Annotated in this window: 14 protein-coding genes; 7 read left to right on the top strand and 7 right to left on the bottom strand. The window is 37.7% G+C overall.

Features of this window, described 5'->3' with window-relative positions:
* The first annotated feature begins 407 nt into the window (after positions 1-407).
* The 3 genes from FFU37_RS07555 (at position 408) to FFU37_RS07545 (ending at position 4,684) form a co-directional block, all read left to right on the top strand.
* Positions 408-1,511, top strand: coding sequence for an endonuclease/exonuclease/phosphatase family protein (locus tag FFU37_RS07555; protein ID WP_138489148.1), 1,104 nt, complete (start codon positions 408-410; stop codon positions 1,509-1,511).
* 177 nt (positions 1,512-1,688) lie between these two features.
* Positions 1,689-4,076, top strand: a complete 2,388-nt coding sequence (locus FFU37_RS07550) for a tetratricopeptide repeat-containing diguanylate cyclase (RefSeq protein ID WP_138489147.1) — start codon at positions 1,689-1,691, stop codon at positions 4,074-4,076.
* Between the two features lie 188 nt (positions 4,077-4,264).
* Positions 4,265-4,684 (top strand): MAPEG family protein, encoded by a 420-nt coding sequence (locus FFU37_RS07545; RefSeq protein ID WP_002963227.1) that lies wholly within the window; start codon positions 4,265-4,267, stop codon positions 4,682-4,684.
* A 127-nt stretch (positions 4,685-4,811) separates the two neighbouring features.
* Here the strand turns inward: FFU37_RS07545 and FFU37_RS07540 are convergent, their stop codons facing one another.
* Positions 4,812-6,659, bottom strand: coding sequence for an ABC transporter ATP-binding protein (locus FFU37_RS07540; protein WP_138489146.1), 1,848 nt, complete (start codon positions 6,657-6,659; stop codon positions 4,812-4,814).
* Between the two features lie 97 nt (positions 6,660-6,756).
* Positions 6,757-7,593, bottom strand: a complete 837-nt coding sequence (locus FFU37_RS07535) for a hypothetical protein (protein ID WP_138489145.1) — start codon at positions 7,591-7,593, stop codon at positions 6,757-6,759.
* Between the two features lie 224 nt (positions 7,594-7,817).
* Here FFU37_RS07535 and FFU37_RS07530 point away from each other — a divergent pair, with 224 nt between their 5' ends.
* Positions 7,818-8,222: a GFA family protein gene (locus FFU37_RS07530; RefSeq protein WP_138489144.1), complete on the top strand. Its 405-nt coding sequence runs from the start codon at positions 7,818-7,820 to the stop codon at positions 8,220-8,222.
* Between the two features lie 6 nt (positions 8,223-8,228).
* On the opposite strand, the gene FFU37_RS07525 is transcribed toward FFU37_RS07530, so the two are convergent.
* Positions 8,229-9,026, bottom strand: coding sequence for a class I SAM-dependent methyltransferase (locus tag FFU37_RS07525; RefSeq protein WP_138489143.1), 798 nt, complete (start codon positions 9,024-9,026; stop codon positions 8,229-8,231).
* A 149-nt stretch (positions 9,027-9,175) separates the two neighbouring features.
* Between FFU37_RS07525 and FFU37_RS07520 the strand changes: the two genes are divergently transcribed.
* The 3 genes from FFU37_RS07520 (at position 9,176) to FFU37_RS07510 (ending at position 11,731) form a co-directional block, all read left to right on the top strand.
* Complete coding sequence (locus FFU37_RS07520) at positions 9,176-9,589, top strand: hypothetical protein (RefSeq protein WP_002962719.1); 414 nt, start codon at positions 9,176-9,178, stop codon at positions 9,587-9,589.
* A gap of 174 nt (positions 9,590-9,763) precedes the next feature.
* On the top strand, positions 9,764-11,167 hold the full coding sequence (locus FFU37_RS07515) for a M28 family peptidase (protein WP_138489142.1): 1,404 nt from the start codon (positions 9,764-9,766) through the stop codon (positions 11,165-11,167).
* A gap of 117 nt (positions 11,168-11,284) precedes the next feature.
* Positions 11,285-11,731, top strand: coding sequence for a DUF4826 family protein (locus FFU37_RS07510; RefSeq protein WP_024594685.1), 447 nt, complete (start codon positions 11,285-11,287; stop codon positions 11,729-11,731).
* Between the two features lie 75 nt (positions 11,732-11,806).
* On the opposite strand, the gene FFU37_RS07505 is transcribed toward FFU37_RS07510, so the two are convergent.
* The 4 genes from FFU37_RS07505 to purB all read right to left on the bottom strand — a co-directional run bounded on the left by FFU37_RS07505 (position 11,807) and on the right by purB (position 16,236).
* Positions 11,807-12,847, bottom strand: coding sequence for an IS481 family transposase (locus FFU37_RS07505; RefSeq protein WP_138488686.1), 1,041 nt, complete (start codon positions 12,845-12,847; stop codon positions 11,807-11,809).
* A 159-nt stretch (positions 12,848-13,006) separates the two neighbouring features.
* Positions 13,007-13,465, bottom strand: coding sequence for a GNAT family N-acetyltransferase (locus FFU37_RS07500; protein WP_024606109.1), 459 nt, complete (start codon positions 13,463-13,465; stop codon positions 13,007-13,009).
* Between the two features lie 154 nt (positions 13,466-13,619).
* Positions 13,620-14,777 carry a ribosomal protein uL16 3-hydroxylase gene (locus tag FFU37_RS07495; RefSeq protein ID WP_138489141.1) on the bottom strand — a complete coding sequence of 386 codons (1,158 nt, stop codon included), beginning with the start codon at positions 14,775-14,777 and terminating at the stop codon, positions 13,620-13,622.
* An 88-nt stretch (positions 14,778-14,865) separates the two neighbouring features.
* Positions 14,866-16,236, bottom strand: a complete 1,371-nt coding sequence (gene purB, locus FFU37_RS07490) for an adenylosuccinate lyase (RefSeq protein WP_002962710.1) — start codon at positions 16,234-16,236, stop codon at positions 14,866-14,868.
* Positions 16,237-16,244: the final 8 nt, after the last annotated feature.

The raw sequence follows: 16,244 nt of genomic DNA, 5'->3' as shown, positions 1-16,244 counted from the left end.
CGCTTAATTAAGTGATCTATTTTGAGGCTGGAAAAACGTGTTGATAGCTAGGCAAAAAATTTGCTATTTAGTTGTTCTCGGCAATTGCTCCTGCATTGCTCTACCTTCTGCATCCATGCAGTCGTAAATGAGAATTTTTTAACACTGGTAGCGACACGTTTAGCCCCGTAAAATGATTAAGTATTATTGCGGATTGGTATAGAATAAAAGAGTGCATAAAATTACAATTAAGCTGGCTGATTTATTACGTAAACATGTAATAAAATGATAGTTTATAAGCAGGCAACACTTTCAACTTTACTTAGGCGAACCCCATCAGCAATCAAGATCTTAAACAGTTAGATACAGATTTAAAAAGTGATGAATCTGGAATTATTAACACTCAACTAAAAATAGCCACATTTAACCTGTTTAACTATCTTGAGCCGCCCAATGCATACTATGAGTTTGAGAAAATTTATACCGCGCAGCAGTGGGCTAAAAAGCAGCGTTGGATTGTTGATTATTTAACAGAACATGCCCCTGATGTGATTGGTTTTCAGGAAGTGTTTAGTATTGACTCGTTAAAAGAGCTAGTAGGCGAGCAAGGTTATAATTACTTTGCTGTAGTTGATACGCCAGAGGTGATTGATGACTTTATTTATAAACGCCCTGTAGTGGCAATCGCCTCTAAATACCCCATAGTTGAAGTAGCAGCGGTTGAGCACGATAGTGAGCTTGCAAATGCGCTTGGCCTTAATAGTGAGTTTACTTTTAGTCGTAAAGTACTAAGAGCAACTATAACGCTGCCGCATATAGGTAATACCGATTGTTACGTGGTGCATTTTAAATCTAAGCGCCCAATGATTAATGTTGATGAACATAATAAAGAGCTTACACCCGAGCAAAACATAATTGAAATTTTAAAAGCGAATGTAGCGGGTGGGTGGGGCTCAACTATTCAGCGTGGCAGTGAAGCTACATTACTAATGATACAAATGATTGCTCGTCGCGAAGCTACGCAACAACCCATGCTATTAATGGGAGACTTTAATAATGAACTTGCGGATGGCGTATTAAGCCATTTACTGACAAGTACGCTACGCTTTGCGCCTGCATTTGATGCTAAAACCTACCTCGCTAAATATTGTTTAAATGATTCATGGGATTTGTTTGTTAAGTCGCAGCTAAGCGAAGATGAACTGTCTAATGGTGAGGCAATGGCTAGCGATGAAATAAGCCATAGTGAAAGCCATAGCATTTTTGATTTAGCTGATGAAAACGAAGCAAAAAATGTTAATGCAACTAAGCTTATGCCTTTAAGAGCACCAACACATTATTATGGCGCGAGCAGCTCCGTGCTTGATTATATTTTATTATCTTGTGAGTTTGATGCCAGCTACCTTGGCAGTTTTTTTGAGGTGATTGAGTATAATACTTATGATCGTCACTTAATTAACCCCGAATTTGAGCGTGATGATTTAAGTACTGATCATGGAATTGTGTTAGTTACACTAAAACTAAGAAGTTAGGCTTGCTCTATGCATAATTATGCTAAAATTATAAATTAAAAGTATTCATATAGCAGCAATACTTGATGTATTGCGCCGGTTTGTATATTTTATCACCAGCCTTTTGAATTGTATTAATAATAAATTACTAAAATGGTAAATATGGAATTTTATACCTACTTGAATCATAAGCGAAATATGGATTTACCTTCGCAAATACATAGTTTCATTGTAAAGCGAATTTATAATTTTACATTTTTAGTGAAAGCTTTGCTTTTTGCTTTGTTTGTTAGCTTAAACAGCGCTTACGCACAAGAAACCACCTCATACAGTTTAACTAATGAATCTAATGCAGGGCTGCTTAAAAGAGCTGAATTACTTATAGATACTGACGCTATAATAAGTATTGAACTAAGTAAGTCGTTGTTGTCACAAACGCAAAGTGCTGATGACATGTTACTCAGCGCAAAGCTACATAACTTGCTAGGTAGGGCGAATAAAAAAAATAATAATATTAATGAATCGCTCGAGCACTTTTTACAATCCTCTGTTTACTACAGCAAATTAAATGATTCACGAAACCAAATAAAGGCGTCTATTGATTATATAAATATATTATTAGAAGAAAAACGTTATGACGAACTTACTACCCGTATTGAAACTTTATTACCAACAACCCTTGTGTATGGCGATGACTTTTTTATAGCGCAAGTGCTACTTATTAAGGGAGATTCGTTTTATGGGCAAAAAAAGTACGATAACGCGAACGCGCAATATACATCTGCTTTAAAATACCTTGTTGACGAAGACGAATTAATACAAAGACAGTTAGGTGAAACGTATAAAAAATTAGCTCAGTCGTACAAACGCCTCAAAAATAGAGAGCAAACGGCTCACTTTTATACAAAAGCTTTAGAAATATACACAAGTTTAGGTGATTTAAAGCTAATGGCGCGTACTTTAAATACACTAGCAGAAGCACACCGTTATTTAGATAACTTAGTTTTAGCCCTTGATTACTCCACTCGCGCATTAGAAATACATAAAGACATTGACGATCCTGTTGGCTTTGCTAAAGCATTACTAGGGGCGGGTATTATTTATCGTCATATTAATCTTTATGAAAAATCACTTGAACATATAAATGAGGCATATTTATATTATAAAAAAGTAAATAACATGCTTGGGATTGCTAAAACATCAAATCAAATGGGACTGGTATATACACGATTAAGGCAGTTTGATCAGGCCGAATTTTTCTATCAAATAACTATCGATTTGCCAAAAGGTATGGTCGAGGAAAAAACGCTCGCTTCAGCTTTAAGAGAAATGGCTGTTATTAACCTCGAATCTGGCGACTTAGCATCAGCAATGCAATATGCTAAAAAAGCTTATGTCACTTATAAAAACAAAAACCTTACATCGTACATTTCTACAACAGCACGTATTATTGGTAATATTTATCGTGCCCAAGGAAATAACAACAAGGCTATAGAGTATTACAAAGAGTCGTTGTCGTTTGCCAGAGAAACAGGTGGTAAACTTTATGAGATAAAGTCGCTTACTGCGCTTGCGGGCATTTTAATTGGTATTGATACAAATGAGGCGATTTCCTTACTGAAAAGGTCACTCGCTTTATCAACCGAAATAGATGATAAATTACATATGCTATATGCCTATCGTGAAATTCGAATAGCAGAAAAATTGCGTGGTCGTATAGAAGAGTCACTTCGTTATGCAGAAGAAGAAATAGCCCTAACCGATATTATTCAAAATGAAAGAAATGAAGATAAATTGGCGCTTGAAAAAGCACATTTACATTCGCACAAAATGGAAATAGAGCTTGAGACGTTAAGAGAAAAAGAAAAACGCCATCAGCTTGAGCTTGAAAAGAAAAATAATCAAATTGAAATCGCCGCCCAAGCTAGAGTTATATCAGAGCTAGAGCTATCAAAGAATAAATACGCCAGTATTGCGCTCGCATTTTTATTAGCCGCTTGTTTAGCTATTGTATTACTGGTTTATAGAAGTTTTATTGCCTCTAAAAAACGTAATGAAGAGTTAGACTATTTGGCAGCAAGAGACCCTTTAACCAATTGTTATAACCGTCGTATTTTATTTGAGGTTATGAATCGCGACTTTTTGGATTTACCTCAGATTGAAGAGTACTGTATTTTAATGGTCGATATTGATCATTTTAAAAGCGTTAACGACACCTATGGGCATAGCATTGGCGACACAGTACTTTGTGGCGTAGCCGAGCTTTTACAAGCTAATATACGTAAAAGTGATAGCGTGGCCCGTTTTGGTGGCGAAGAATTTTGTATTATTTTGCCCAACACAACTCAAGAGCAAGCAATACGTATAGCTGAGGCTATTCGTATTAAAGTTGAAAAAGCGACATTTGATGATATTCCTGTTACGTGTAGCTTTGGGGTTACGTCTATTAAATTTAAAGCAAGAACACCTTCTGAGTTGATTGAACAGGCAGATTTAGCTCTTTATGAGGCTAAGTCCTTGGGGCGTAATCAGGTTGCGTTATGGGATGCTTCGCTTGAAGAGTTTAAGCTTTTTAGATCGGAGTAAACCAGCAGTATACAGTTTAGTTTTGATGTTATTTTTTAAAATTATAACAAGTAAATTTTATATAATGCTGTGTGTTACTTACATATGTAATTAGGCTTATTAAATTAACCCCTTTAATATCAGTGTATTAACTTAGGCTTTAAAATTGCAATCAATACTAAGTTAAAAACAAAACAAGGGATTTAATAATGACTGAAGTTGCACTTTCTGCCTATTTGGCATTTTACCTCTATTTAATTATGTTGCTTGTACAGTGGGCTGTGGCTACGTTTAGCAAAGCTAAAGAACCAAATGCTGTACCAGGTAAAATTGACGAGGATTTATCACACGACAGCTTTATATTTAGAGCACATCGTACGTTTCATAATACGCTTGAAAACAGTGCATTATTTATAGGTACGGTGTTATTTGCGTTTGTAATTAATTATCAAAGCCCGATTTTTGCAATGTGTATTTGGGTGTATTTAATTGCGCGTTTAATTCACATGGCGCTGTACTACGCTATAGCAACGGAGAAAAACCCAAGCCCACGTAGTTACTTTTTTTTAATCGGCGTACTTGCTAATGTGGTTATGCTGATAATGATAGGGTTAAGGCTAATCTCTTAATTTATAAAAAAGTTATAAAATTTATTTATAACGATAAAAAAAGCGAAGAGCCTTTAAGGCATCTTCGCTTTTTTGTTTAAAGTAGAAGCAGAATAAAACCACCTCTACCGTAAGGTAATATTAATGGTTAATCGACGCCTATAAACCCGCCTGTTTGGTGTGTCCATAGTGCTGCGTATATTCCACCCTTAGCAATTAATTGTTCATGAGTGCCTTGCTCAACTACGCCGCCGTCATCAAGTACAATTAATCTATCCATTTGTGCAATGGTTGAGAGCCTGTGCGCTATGGCAATAACTGTTTTACCTGTCATTAAGTCATCAAGACTTGCCTGAATTGCGGCTTCTACTTCTGAGTCGAGTGCGCTGGTGGCTTCGTCGAGTATAAGTATGGGTGCATTTTTAAGTAGTACACGTGCAATAGCAATACGTTGGCGTTGACCGCCTGAAAGCGTAACACCGCGTTCGCCCACTTGTGCATCAAAGCCTTTATTACCTTTGCTGTCGACCAAGTCGTTTATAAACTCAAGCGCCTTAGCTTGTTTGGTGGCGTTAATCATCTCATCGTGGGTTGCATCGGGGCGACCGTACAAAATATTGTCTTTTACTGAACGATGAAGCAAGGAGGTATCTTGCGTTACCATGGCTATATATCTGCGTAGGCTTTCTTGGCTGACGTCTGTGATGTTTTGCCCATCAATTTTTATTGTTCCAGAGTCGGTATCATAAAAACGCAGTAATAAGTTAACAAGTGTTGATTTACCCGCGCCAGAGCGACCAACTAAACCAATTTTCTCGCCAGGTTTAATATTTAAGTTTAAACCGTTCATTACAGGGCTGCGATTAGTCTCGTTTGCAGCTTTTCCGTAATTAAAGTGTACGTTGTTAAACTCAATGGCACCTTGGCTTACGTTAAGCGTATTAGCGTTTGGTTTATCGGCAACTTCGATAGGGTTTGACAGTGTTTTCATACCATCGGCTACGGTGCCAATGTTTTCAAATAAGCTGCTTATTTCCCACATGATCCACTGCGCCATACCGTTTAATCTGAGCGCTAAGCTAACAGCAACTGCAATGGCGCCGGCGCTAATTGCACTAAGTGACCATAAATAAAGTGATACAGCGGCAACCGAAAATACTAATAGGTAATTTAAGCTTTGAATAACAAAGTTTAAGCTGGTTACTAAGCGCATTTGCTTGTACACAGGCTGTAAAAATACATCCATGCTTTGTTTTGCGTATTGCTCTTCACGCTGGGTATACGAAAACAATTTAATAGTTGAAATGTTAGTGTAACTATCAACAATACGGCCGGTCATTTCTGAGCGCGCATCGGCTTGTGAGCTGGCAATTTTTTTAAGGCGCGGTACAAAGTAAAGTTGCACGCAAATGTATAAAACCAACCAAACTAATAAAGGGATCATTAAGCGCCAATCAGCTTCGGCAACTAAAAATACCATTGAGCCAAAATAAACCACGATATACATTAATACATCGAGTAGTTTGGTCACTGTTTCGCGAACGGCTAAAGAGGTTTGTAGCACTTTAGTGGCTATTCTTCCTGCAAATTCATTTTGATAAAAGCTAACACTTTGGCGCAGTAAATAACGATGCGCTAACCAGCGAATCGACATAGGGTAATTGCCCAGTAATGCTTGGTGCAAAATAGCAGAATGAAAAAATACGACTACGGGCAATACGAGTAAGAGCATGACAGCCATTTTGATAAGTTCTGATTTTTGCTCTACAAACAAGGTTTCGGGTGTGTAGGCCGTTAACCAATCAACAAGTTGGCCCATGTAGCTAAATAAAGAAACCTCTAAAATAGCGAGCATGGCGGCGCTGATTGACATTAGCACCAACGACAATTCCATTCCTTTGGTGTAGTGACGACAAAAAGCAAATAAAGTCGAAGGCGGCTGAGTGGGTTGGTCCTCAGGAAATGCTTTTGTCATTTTTTCAAATAATCGATACATTTTAAAAACTTAAATGGCAAATAATGGTGAGTATCATACCATTTAAGTATTTTTAAATGCAGGTTTGTGGGGCATTAATTATGAGTGTTATTCTTATTTATTGCGTTGGGTTACTTAGGTTTATTCCTTCGCTCATGTATAAATCGTCATATCTGAGACCACCATTTCCGTAAGGTTTTTTAATTGGGCCTGTATTACAGTTTGCTAAAAAGTATATAAGAGGTTGTTCGCGCTTCATTCTAAATTGTGCATTTTTATATACCAGCGTTTGACTGTTAAACTCACCACCTTTTACGTAAACATCATATTGCTGACCTTGCTCTGAGGCTGCTGCGTTATTAACAACGTACCATACGTCGTACCAAGTATTTGTTTGCAGAGGTTTAGCTGACTGTTTTGTAGTGTAGTTTTGAATGTTGCTATATCCGCTGTCGGTTTTAACCATTAAAGCGCCATCGTTTACAAACCCGTTTGATTCTGTTTTATCGGTTACGCGAAGTGTTGGCTCAAAGGCATCGTAAGCATGTTTATTTATTAGCGCTGGAGTAAGGTTACTCAATCCAAAAGCATGGTTATTAGGAAACGCAGCGACGTTTATACGTATATAAAATGTGTAGGTTTGACCAACTTCAACCGCTTGTGGAAGCTTTGTATAAGAAAGTGCTTTACGATTGCCAACAATGCCCTCAGCCGCAGGCTTTTTTAGTAAATAATGATTTGTTGATGAGTTTGCTTGTTCTGATTGTATAACCGTGATTTGTGGATTTTTAACCTGTGGCTTAGTTTCATTTTGGGTATCGACATTTTGCCAGTCGCTAAGAGAGTTTTCAAAATTATCAATAAGCAGCCAATCGCTCGATGTATTTTTGTTAATGTTTGAACACGCTGAGAGCGTGCTGAATAAGCAAAGAATTAAAATATGTTTGGAATGCATAATTGGCTCTCGTAATATTATTGATATTTGGTTAACCAATTTAGATTTTGGCTATAGCTTTTTATTAATAACTATATAACCAATTTAATTTTTTTATGTCAATCACTAAAACAAAAGTTATGGTTTAATAGAGCTTGAGAAATATAATGTTGTTATTGTATTTATAAAATCAACTCAGCAAATTTTAACTGAGTATAAAAATAATTTAATAGTTAGGATGTTATATGTATACGGGTTCGTGTTTGTGTGGTGAAGTAAACGTTGAAGTGTCGGGCAGTATAACCAGCATTATTCATTGTCATTGTTCACTGTGCAGAAAAAACAGCGGGACTGCATTTGCAACCAATGGCTTTGTAAATACAGATGACTTCACAATAACTAAAGGGCAGGCACTACTTAGCGAGTATAGTTTTAAAGCAGGGCGCACACGTTATTTTTGTAGATGTTGTGGCTCGCCTGTTTACAGCAGCAATAATGATGACAAAAGCAGAATACGAATTCGTTTAGGAATATTCGATACCGATATTACTGAGCAGGTATTATCGCATAACTTTGTTACGTCTAAAGCTAACTGGGAGCAGCTCGAAACAAGCTTACCGTGCTATGAAAAACATGAACCTGGTCGGTAAAGCGTTTTATTCAATGTGGTAAATGCTGTTAATACTTTTATAAAGGTCTGGCGCAAAGTTTATAAACACCGGTGAGTTTTGTATTTCATCAACGTTTATATGCATTAATGTTTGTTGGCTTAGTATGATCACTATATTTTTGTATTCGTTAAACTCTATTATCGCTAAGCACTTAAAATGTTGCCTTAAAAGTACTAAAAGCATTTGCAGCTCTTGGCCTGTTTGTGGGTTTAAATTAATGATTACTTGCGTATTTTGCTCACTGCAGCGATTTATATTTTGCCAAAAGCTATCGCTGGTTAAAAAAGGCTGATGATATTCACCACTAAAAATATCGATAGTGATTACGTTAAAGTGATCAGTGCATTGGGTAATATATTGCTCGGCGCATTGTAAATAGCTGCTGTGCTTAATTGGTAACTTAAAGTGCTGGGCTGCAATTAAGGCAATGCTTGGGTTTATTTCTACCGTGTTAAATGTATTGATGGTGTTTATGTAAGGCGTATTACTTTGTAAGTGATACATAATTCGCTCAAACCCTGCAGTGCCTAAACCTAAATTTAATATATTTAGTGTATCTACCGGTTTAAGTAAAAATAACATCATACATTGGTTTACAGGTACTATTACTTGCTCTGGGTGCGTAAGGTTCATAACGCCTTGAATTGTTATATCTTCATTGGTTTTTTGTGCAAGCGTTAACCAACGGTATTCTTTGTTTTGATACACGCATACTGGGCCGTATGCACTTTGCTGCGACTCAATAAGGTTACTTTTAATTGTATCTTCTTTTAGCTGACGCATAACTTAAACTATTAATGTATACACAATTACAGTGTGCCACGAAAATCACATTTTTTTGTAGATTATTGTGTAACAAGGTTTGTAATTTAACCTCTAAATATAATATTGTATTAGCAATTAACCACTTAGACGTTATTCAAGGATTGGAAATGGGATTGATTTTAGGGCCTGCTGTTTTAGCGTGGTTTGCGGTATTTATCTATTCTTTACGATTAGGGTATGTGCTTATTTATAAAAATATGAGCGTATTAACCACAGTGTCTACTTTTGCAATTAGTATTGTTGGTATGTTGGCTTTTATGACGTATGGATATAGGCAGTTTGTAAACAATACCTCAGTTTGGGCATTTGAGATCCCAAGTTACTTTTTATTTAGCAAAATAGCTTTTATAGGTGTGTTGAGTGGTTTTTTACTTAACTACTATATTAAGCCTGAAAATAGTTCGGAGTTTTTGAGCTGTTTAGCATTTGTATTAATATTTATGTTTTCTGCTGGTGTGCTTGCAAGCTTAGGAGGACATGAGGCCTTTTTGAAAGAATTTGATATTAAAACCACTCATTAAAAATATGCATAATAAATTTTGGCCCAGTACCTATAAAAGGTAGTGGGCTTTTTACTATCCTAATAACCTCTTGTAAATGCGCTTTAGCGTGATCCTTTCTACATCTACCTCAAATGTATTGCCATAAAATCTTAGTTAAGTAATGGTTACACTATAATAATTAGGAGCTAATAGATGCTTAAAACACCTTTGAAAATCACAACAACGTTACTTAAATTTACTGCAATTGCAGGCGCTTGTACACTTGCACTATCAGCACATGGGAAAACACAACTTCAATATACAGAACAACAAAAATTACATGATATAGCAGCTCAAGTATCAGCCGAACGTATTGGTAGTGACATTCAAACGCTGGTGGATTTCGGTACTCGCCATACGCTTTCAGAAACTAAATCGGATACTCGAGGTATTGGTGCGGCTAGGCGCTGGATAAAGAATGAATTTGAAAAAATATCCGCGCAGTGTGGCGGTTGTCTGGAAATCATTGAAGTAAAGGACACTATATCGGGCGAAAAACGCATTCCTAATCCTGTTGAAGTGGTTAACATTGTGGCTATTCAACGAGGGTCAAGCGAGCCTAATCGCATGGTGATTATGTCGGGTGATATAGATTCTCGTGTAAGTGATGTTATGGACTTTACGAGTGATTCACCTGGGGCAAATGATAACGCATCAGGTGTGGCGGGAGTAATTGAAGCTGCTCGTGTTTTAAGTAAATACAAATTTAATGGTTCGGTAGTTTACGCGGCGCTTTCGGGCGAAGAGCAGGGTTTGTTTGGCGGAAAAATATTAACGGCTTATGCGCAAAAGCATGACTGGCAAGTTCATGGCGTTTTAAACAACGATATGATTGGCAATATTACCGGTATTAATGGGGTAACTGATAATACAACTGCGCGTATATTTTCAGAAGGTACCCGTGTTGTAGAAACAAAAGAGGAAGCTAATACTCGCCGCTTTACGGGTGGTGAAGTTGATTCGGCGAGTCGAAATTTAGCGCGCTACATAGATACTATTGCTGACAGATACATTCCTAACCTAGATACAATGCTTGTATATCGATTAGATAGATTTGGCCGTGGTGGGCATCATCGTCCATTTAATGATGCAGGTTTTGCTGCAGTGCGTATTATGGAAACTAACGAGCACTACGATCGTCAGCATCAAGATTTACGCACTGAAAATGGCGTTGAGTATGGCGATACTATTGAAGGCGTTGATTTTGATTATACAGCTAAGTTAACTTCACTTAATGCGGTAACTATGGCATCTATGGCGTGGGCGCCCGCACCGCCAAAAGAAGTTAAAATAAAGGGAGCTGTTACAGCTGATACGTCGTTTTCATGGCAACAAAGCAGTGATGAAAATATTGCTGGCTATAAAATTTATTGGCGTTACACGAGCGAGTCGCAATGGCAGTTTAGTAAATACGTTGGTAAGGTTTCACAGTACACACTTAAAAACGTAGTGATTGATAATTATTACTTTGGTGTAGCCTCTGTCAGTAAAGACGGTGTTGAGTCGCCGGTAGTATTTCCGGGTGATGTGGGTTCGTTTGATCACAATATAAAATAATAGTTTGGCTAAAAACACAGCAAACAGAGCGCTTTAAGGTGCAAATGACCGTTTTATACTTGCACCTTATTTACTAAGCCCTTAGAGTGTTAAAAAAGAAGTAAAAGGTTAATAAAAATGCAGCAACAAGAAAAAAAGCCGTTAACAGCAAAAGAACAAGTTATAACTGATGAGCAAAGAATGCAGTGGCAACGCGAATGTTTTCAAACAGCGCAAAAGCATTTAGCTGAAAAGGGCATTATGCCAAAATCAGTAGTTGATAAAGACAGCCGATTTTTAGCACCACTTTGTGCTATGTGGAAATTTAAAGCACAGAACGGTAAAACATATTGGGTAGTAACAGGGCGCTTACCTACAGATCATGCTGAAGTAAGTGCAGCTACAGATGCGCGTGATGCAATGCGGTATTTTTCTTTGCAGTGGCAATTAAAAGCGGATCAGATTATGAGTACAGGCGCGCGTGATAAAACACAAGTAGACTTTGCTAACTTACTTATCAATAGAGCACATGGCTTGTACGAAATGTATGATAATGAACCGCTGTGGGCAAATGAGGCAAAATAACGACAGTTTGGGTTAAGTTGTACTAGCTCAGACTTGATCTGACAGTTACCCGTTTTTTAATCGGTGACTGTCAGTCTAGATTTGAGCTAAATTTTTCTCAGCCCAGATCAATTTTCCATCTAATAAAGTTTCTAATGGCGTTCTGCCACAGCATATTTTTCCTTGATGAGTTCGGTCATTATTGTAATAAATCATCCATTCGTCCAGATCCTTTTGCAATTCCGCTAATGAGCTATATAGCTTTTTACGGAATGTAACTTGATAGAATTCATTGAGTATCGTTTTGTGGAAGCGTTCGCAGATACCATTTGTTTGCGGTGACATAGCTTTGGTTTTTGTATGATCGATATCATTAATAGCCAGATATAACTGGTAATCATGATGTTCGACTTTGCCACAATATTCAGTGCCTCTATCGGTTAGAATACGTAGCATGGGAAGCTCGTACTGTTCGAAGTACGGCAGTACTTTGTCGTTGAGTATGTCAGCCGCAGTAATTGGCGTTTTCGTGGTGTAGAGCTTAGCGAACGCTACTTTGCTGTATGTATCAACGAAGGTTTGTTGGTAGATACGCCCAACGCCTTTGAGATTACCCACGTAAAATGTATCTTGAGAGCCTAGATAACCTGGGTGAGCCGTTTCAATTTCACCACACGCTTCGTCATCATGTTTTTTCTTTTCAAGTGCAGCTACTTGAGCGTCGGTGAGAATGATACCTTCGTTAGCAACTTTATTTTCTAGTGCCTTGAGACGCTTTTTGAAGTTCTCTAGGTCATGACGTAGCCATATTGAACGAACACCGCTGCCAGAAACGAATACGCCTTGTTTTCTGAGTTCATTACTCGTTCTGTGTTGGCCATGAGCTGGATAATCGACAGCGTATTTAATGACGGCTTGTTCAGTTGCTTCATCAACTCTATTTTTTAAGTTTGGCGCTCTACGACTTTTATCAATTAACGCATCAAGTCCACCGTCTTCGACGAGTTCTTGATATCGATAAAATGTATCACGGGATACGCCCATCACTTTGCAGGCTCTTGATACGTTGCCAAGTTCTTCTGCAAGATTAAGTAAACCCGCTTTGTGTTTAATAATTGGATTGTTAGTATGTAGCATGAGAGTTACCTCTTATATGTTTTGATTTAAAGATTCGACACCTTTTATCAAAACGGGTAACTCTCACTTTTTCAAGTTGATGTGTCAGATCTTGTCTGAACTAATACAGTTAAGTAAAAAAGTAGAGGGTGATAGCTTATTTATTGCCCTTTTCTTTATCTAATGCACAAGTGTAAAGGGAGTAGTATTAAACGCCGAAACAGGGCATTGCATACGTTGCCTAGGAATTCCCGCCTCCATAAATACATTCCCTTGCTGAATAAAGCCATTTCGCTTAAAACGTTCTACCTCATTTAAAATACAATTAATGCTTACTTCTTCAATACCTTGGTTTGAGGCTAATTCAACAATAAAGTTGAGAAGCGATGTATATACTTTGCGATTACGGTGCTCAGGTAATACAGCTATTCTGCCGATTAAGCCATCTGTACATAATCTACCTGTTGCTATTGGGCAGTTTGCATCGTCTGTAACAAGTACATGTAATGCAATTTTATCTAGGCTATCAAATTCGATATGCTTGGGGATATGTAACTCGTAAACAAAAACTCGCTCTCGAATTTTTTGTAGCATATCTTTTTTTATATCCCATTCAACCTTATCAACCAGATAGCCCATTGCAAACTCCTATTGATACCAAATTAGAATGAGTAAGCAATCACAGCAAAATTATTTAAGCCAATATCAGATGAAAATTAAAAATTTTAACTGACCTGTATACATAATATCTTACGCTGTAAAATGCTCATCATTATTAATATAATTGGTATTATTACTCGTGGTCTATATTAAACCAGATCCCCTCATTAACAAGTGTAGTAAAAGTTTGAGTAAAAACTAAACTTGGCTTTGTTAAATTTAATGCTGAACTTTTAAAGTCAGTATGATCGGTAAGTAGTTTTACCGCCGCTAAGTCGGTTAACGGCATAGCGTAATTTTCGCCATTTACACTTAGTAAAACTTCTGTATCGAGTTGCTGATAAATAGCGCGTGTGCCACCTAAGCGTTCAAACACTGCTTCTTCATTACTTAAATCATCGCTTATTTGCTCTGACGTAAATGGAGGCTCTACTGGCGCTAAATCCATTTCATGTTTGGGCTGACTAAGCGTTGAGCCTAGCCATTGTTTAAATAAATCGTCATTTTCTAAAAGTGCCGCCATCAATGTTTTAACTTTATCAACTTCAAGGTTTGTAAGTTCACCCTTTGATTTTCTTAATGTGATGTTGTGATCGGTATAACGTTTTTGTCCGCTTTCGGTATCAATAATATGATCGGCAAAGCTCGACAATAAATCTTGTTGATTTGGTGCTCTAAAACCAACTGAATAATTTAGTGCGTTTTCTACAGCGTAACCTTCGTGAGGGCACCCTGGTGGAATATATAAAATATCGCCTGGTTCTAATATGCAATCGATTACGGCTTCAAATGCTTCTACTTGCAGTAATTTTTTGTTTTGAGCAAACTGCTTAAGTGTTGGATCGGGCAGGCCTACGCGCCAATGACGTTTACCTTCGCCTTGAATAATAAATACGTCATATTGGTCTAAATGTGGGCCAACACCACCATTAGGCGTTGAATAGCTGATCATTAAATCATCTATGCGCCAGTTTGGAATAAACCTAAATGGCTCTAGTAGTTGTGCAGCTTCGCTATGCCAGTGATCAACTGCTTGCACGAGTAATGTAGAATGATCGTCTGTTAATTGCTCAAAGTCTTCAAATGGACCTTGGTGCGTTTGCCAGTCATTTTTATGATTGGTGATAATACGCGACTCTATGCTTTCTTCCATTGCGAGACCGGCAAGTTCATTAGCATCAAGCGGGTCTTGAAAATCAGCAAAACCTTGTTTGATTAAAAGCGGTTTTTTTTGCCAAAAATGGCTTAAAAACTCTTGCTCAGACAAATTATTTATTTTTAATTGATACATACATTATGCCTACTAGTTAGTGCAATGGGGTTAAAACAAAAAAAGCGAAAGGATGATCCTTTCGCTTTTTAAAAGAGCAATTTAGTTTTTAAACTAAATCATCAATAAACTCAACAGCACGACCAATGTAATTAGCAGGTGTTAGTTTTTTCATTTCTACTTTAGCGTGCTCTGGAAGGTCAAGACCATCGATAAAGTCAGCCATTATTTCTTGATTTACACGTTTACCGCGTGTTAAATCTTTAAGTTTTTCGTATGGCTTTTCAATACCATATTTACGCATAACGGTTTGAATCGGCTCGGCTAGCAATTCCCAGTTTTGATCAAGCTCGTCAGCTAAACGTTGCTCGTTTACTTCAAGCTTGCTCACACCTTTAAGTGTTGATTGGTATGCAATAATCGCATAACCCATACCTACACCTAAGTTACGTAATACCGTTGAATCGGTAAGGTCACGCTGCCAGCGAGAAACTGGTAATTTTTGTGCAAGATGAGCAAAAATAGCGTTTGCTAAGCCTAAGTTGCCTTCTGAGTTTTCAAAATCAATTGGGTTAACTTTATGCGGCATTGTTGATGAGCCAATTTCGCCAGCAATTGTTTTTTGCTTAAAGTGATTAAGGGCAATGTAGCCCCACATGTCACGGTCAAAATCGAGCAATATAGTGTTAAAACGTGCAATTGCGTCAAACAACTCTGCAATATAGTCATGCGGTTCAATTTGTGTCGTAAATGGATTTAGTGTTAAACCTAAGCTTGATACAAATTTATCTGCGTGAGTATGCCAGTCGTAATCTGGGTATGCACTAAGGTGAGCGTTGTAGTTACCAACAGCACCGTTAACTTTACCTAGCATTTCTACTTGAGCAATTTGGTCTCGTTGACGCTTCAAACGCATGTATACGTTAGCAAACTCTTTACCCATCGTTGATGGTGTAGCTGGTTGCCCGTGCGTACGAGTCATCATTGGAATGGCTTTGTACTCAATCGCTTTTTCTTTAATTGCGCTTAAAAGCTCATCGCAATAAGGAAGCAAAACCTTGTTACGTGCTTCGCTAAGCATTAAACCATGAGATAGGTTGTTAATATCTTCTGAAGTACAAGCAAAGTGAATAAATTCATTGATTGCATGAAGCTCACTGTTATCGGCTACTTTTTCTTTTAATAAGTATTCAACCGCTTTAACATCGTGGTTTGTAGTGCGTTCAATATCTTTAACGCGCTGTGCATCAGCTTCGCTGAAGTTATCTACAATAGCGTTAAGTAGTGCATTTGCTTGCTCGCTAAATGCAGGTACTTCTTTGATATCGCTTGCTGCAGCTAACGCTTGCAACCAACGCACTTCAACAATTACGCGGTATTTAATTAAGCCAAATTCGCTGAAAATACTGCGTAGTTCAGTGGTTTTGCTGCCGTAGCGACCATCCACTGGAGAGATAGCCGTTAACGCTGAAAGCTCCATAATAACTC

The organism is Pseudoalteromonas distincta (assembly GCF_005877035.1).
GTDB classification, from domain to species: Bacteria; Pseudomonadota; Gammaproteobacteria; order Enterobacterales; family Alteromonadaceae; genus Pseudoalteromonas; species Pseudoalteromonas distincta.
The sequence above is the reverse complement of the archived record's forward strand: the minus strand, read 5'-3'. Positions and strand labels throughout refer to the sequence as shown.

What these genes read in the sequence shown, in the direction of transcription:
- FFU37_RS07535 (WP_138489145.1), bottom strand. Translation starts at nt 7,593, where the DNA reads ATGCATTCCAAACATATTTTAATTCTTTGCTTATTCAGCACGCTCTCA.
- FFU37_RS07500 (WP_024606109.1), bottom strand. Translation starts at nt 13,465, where the DNA reads ATGGGCTATCTGGTTGATAAGGTTGAATGGGATATAAAAAAAGATATG.
- FFU37_RS07505 (WP_138488686.1), bottom strand. Translation starts at nt 12,847, where the DNA reads ATGCTACATACTAACAATCCAATTATTAAACACAAAGCGGGTTTACTT.
- FFU37_RS07515 (WP_138489142.1), top strand. Translation starts at nt 9,764, where the DNA reads ATGCTTAAAACACCTTTGAAAATCACAACAACGTTACTTAAATTTACT.
- FFU37_RS07495 (WP_138489141.1), bottom strand. Translation starts at nt 14,777, where the DNA reads ATGTATCAATTAAAAATAAATAATTTGTCTGAGCAAGAGTTTTTAAGC.
- FFU37_RS07545 (WP_002963227.1), top strand. Translation starts at nt 4,265, where the DNA reads ATGACTGAAGTTGCACTTTCTGCCTATTTGGCATTTTACCTCTATTTA.
- FFU37_RS07525 (WP_138489143.1), bottom strand. Translation starts at nt 9,026, where the DNA reads ATGCGTCAGCTAAAAGAAGATACAATTAAAAGTAACCTTATTGAGTCG.
- FFU37_RS07540 (WP_138489146.1), bottom strand. Translation starts at nt 6,659, where the DNA reads ATGTATCGATTATTTGAAAAAATGACAAAAGCATTTCCTGAGGACCAA.
- FFU37_RS07510 (WP_024594685.1), top strand. Translation starts at nt 11,285, where the DNA reads ATGCAGCAACAAGAAAAAAAGCCGTTAACAGCAAAAGAACAAGTTATA.
- purB (WP_002962710.1), bottom strand. Translation starts at nt 16,236, where the DNA reads ATGGAGCTTTCAGCGTTAACGGCTATCTCTCCAGTGGATGGTCGCTAC.
- FFU37_RS07520 (WP_002962719.1), top strand. Translation starts at nt 9,176, where the DNA reads ATGGGATTGATTTTAGGGCCTGCTGTTTTAGCGTGGTTTGCGGTATTT.
- FFU37_RS07530 (WP_138489144.1), top strand. Translation starts at nt 7,818, where the DNA reads ATGTATACGGGTTCGTGTTTGTGTGGTGAAGTAAACGTTGAAGTGTCG.
- FFU37_RS07550 (WP_138489147.1), top strand. Translation starts at nt 1,689, where the DNA reads ATGGATTTACCTTCGCAAATACATAGTTTCATTGTAAAGCGAATTTAT.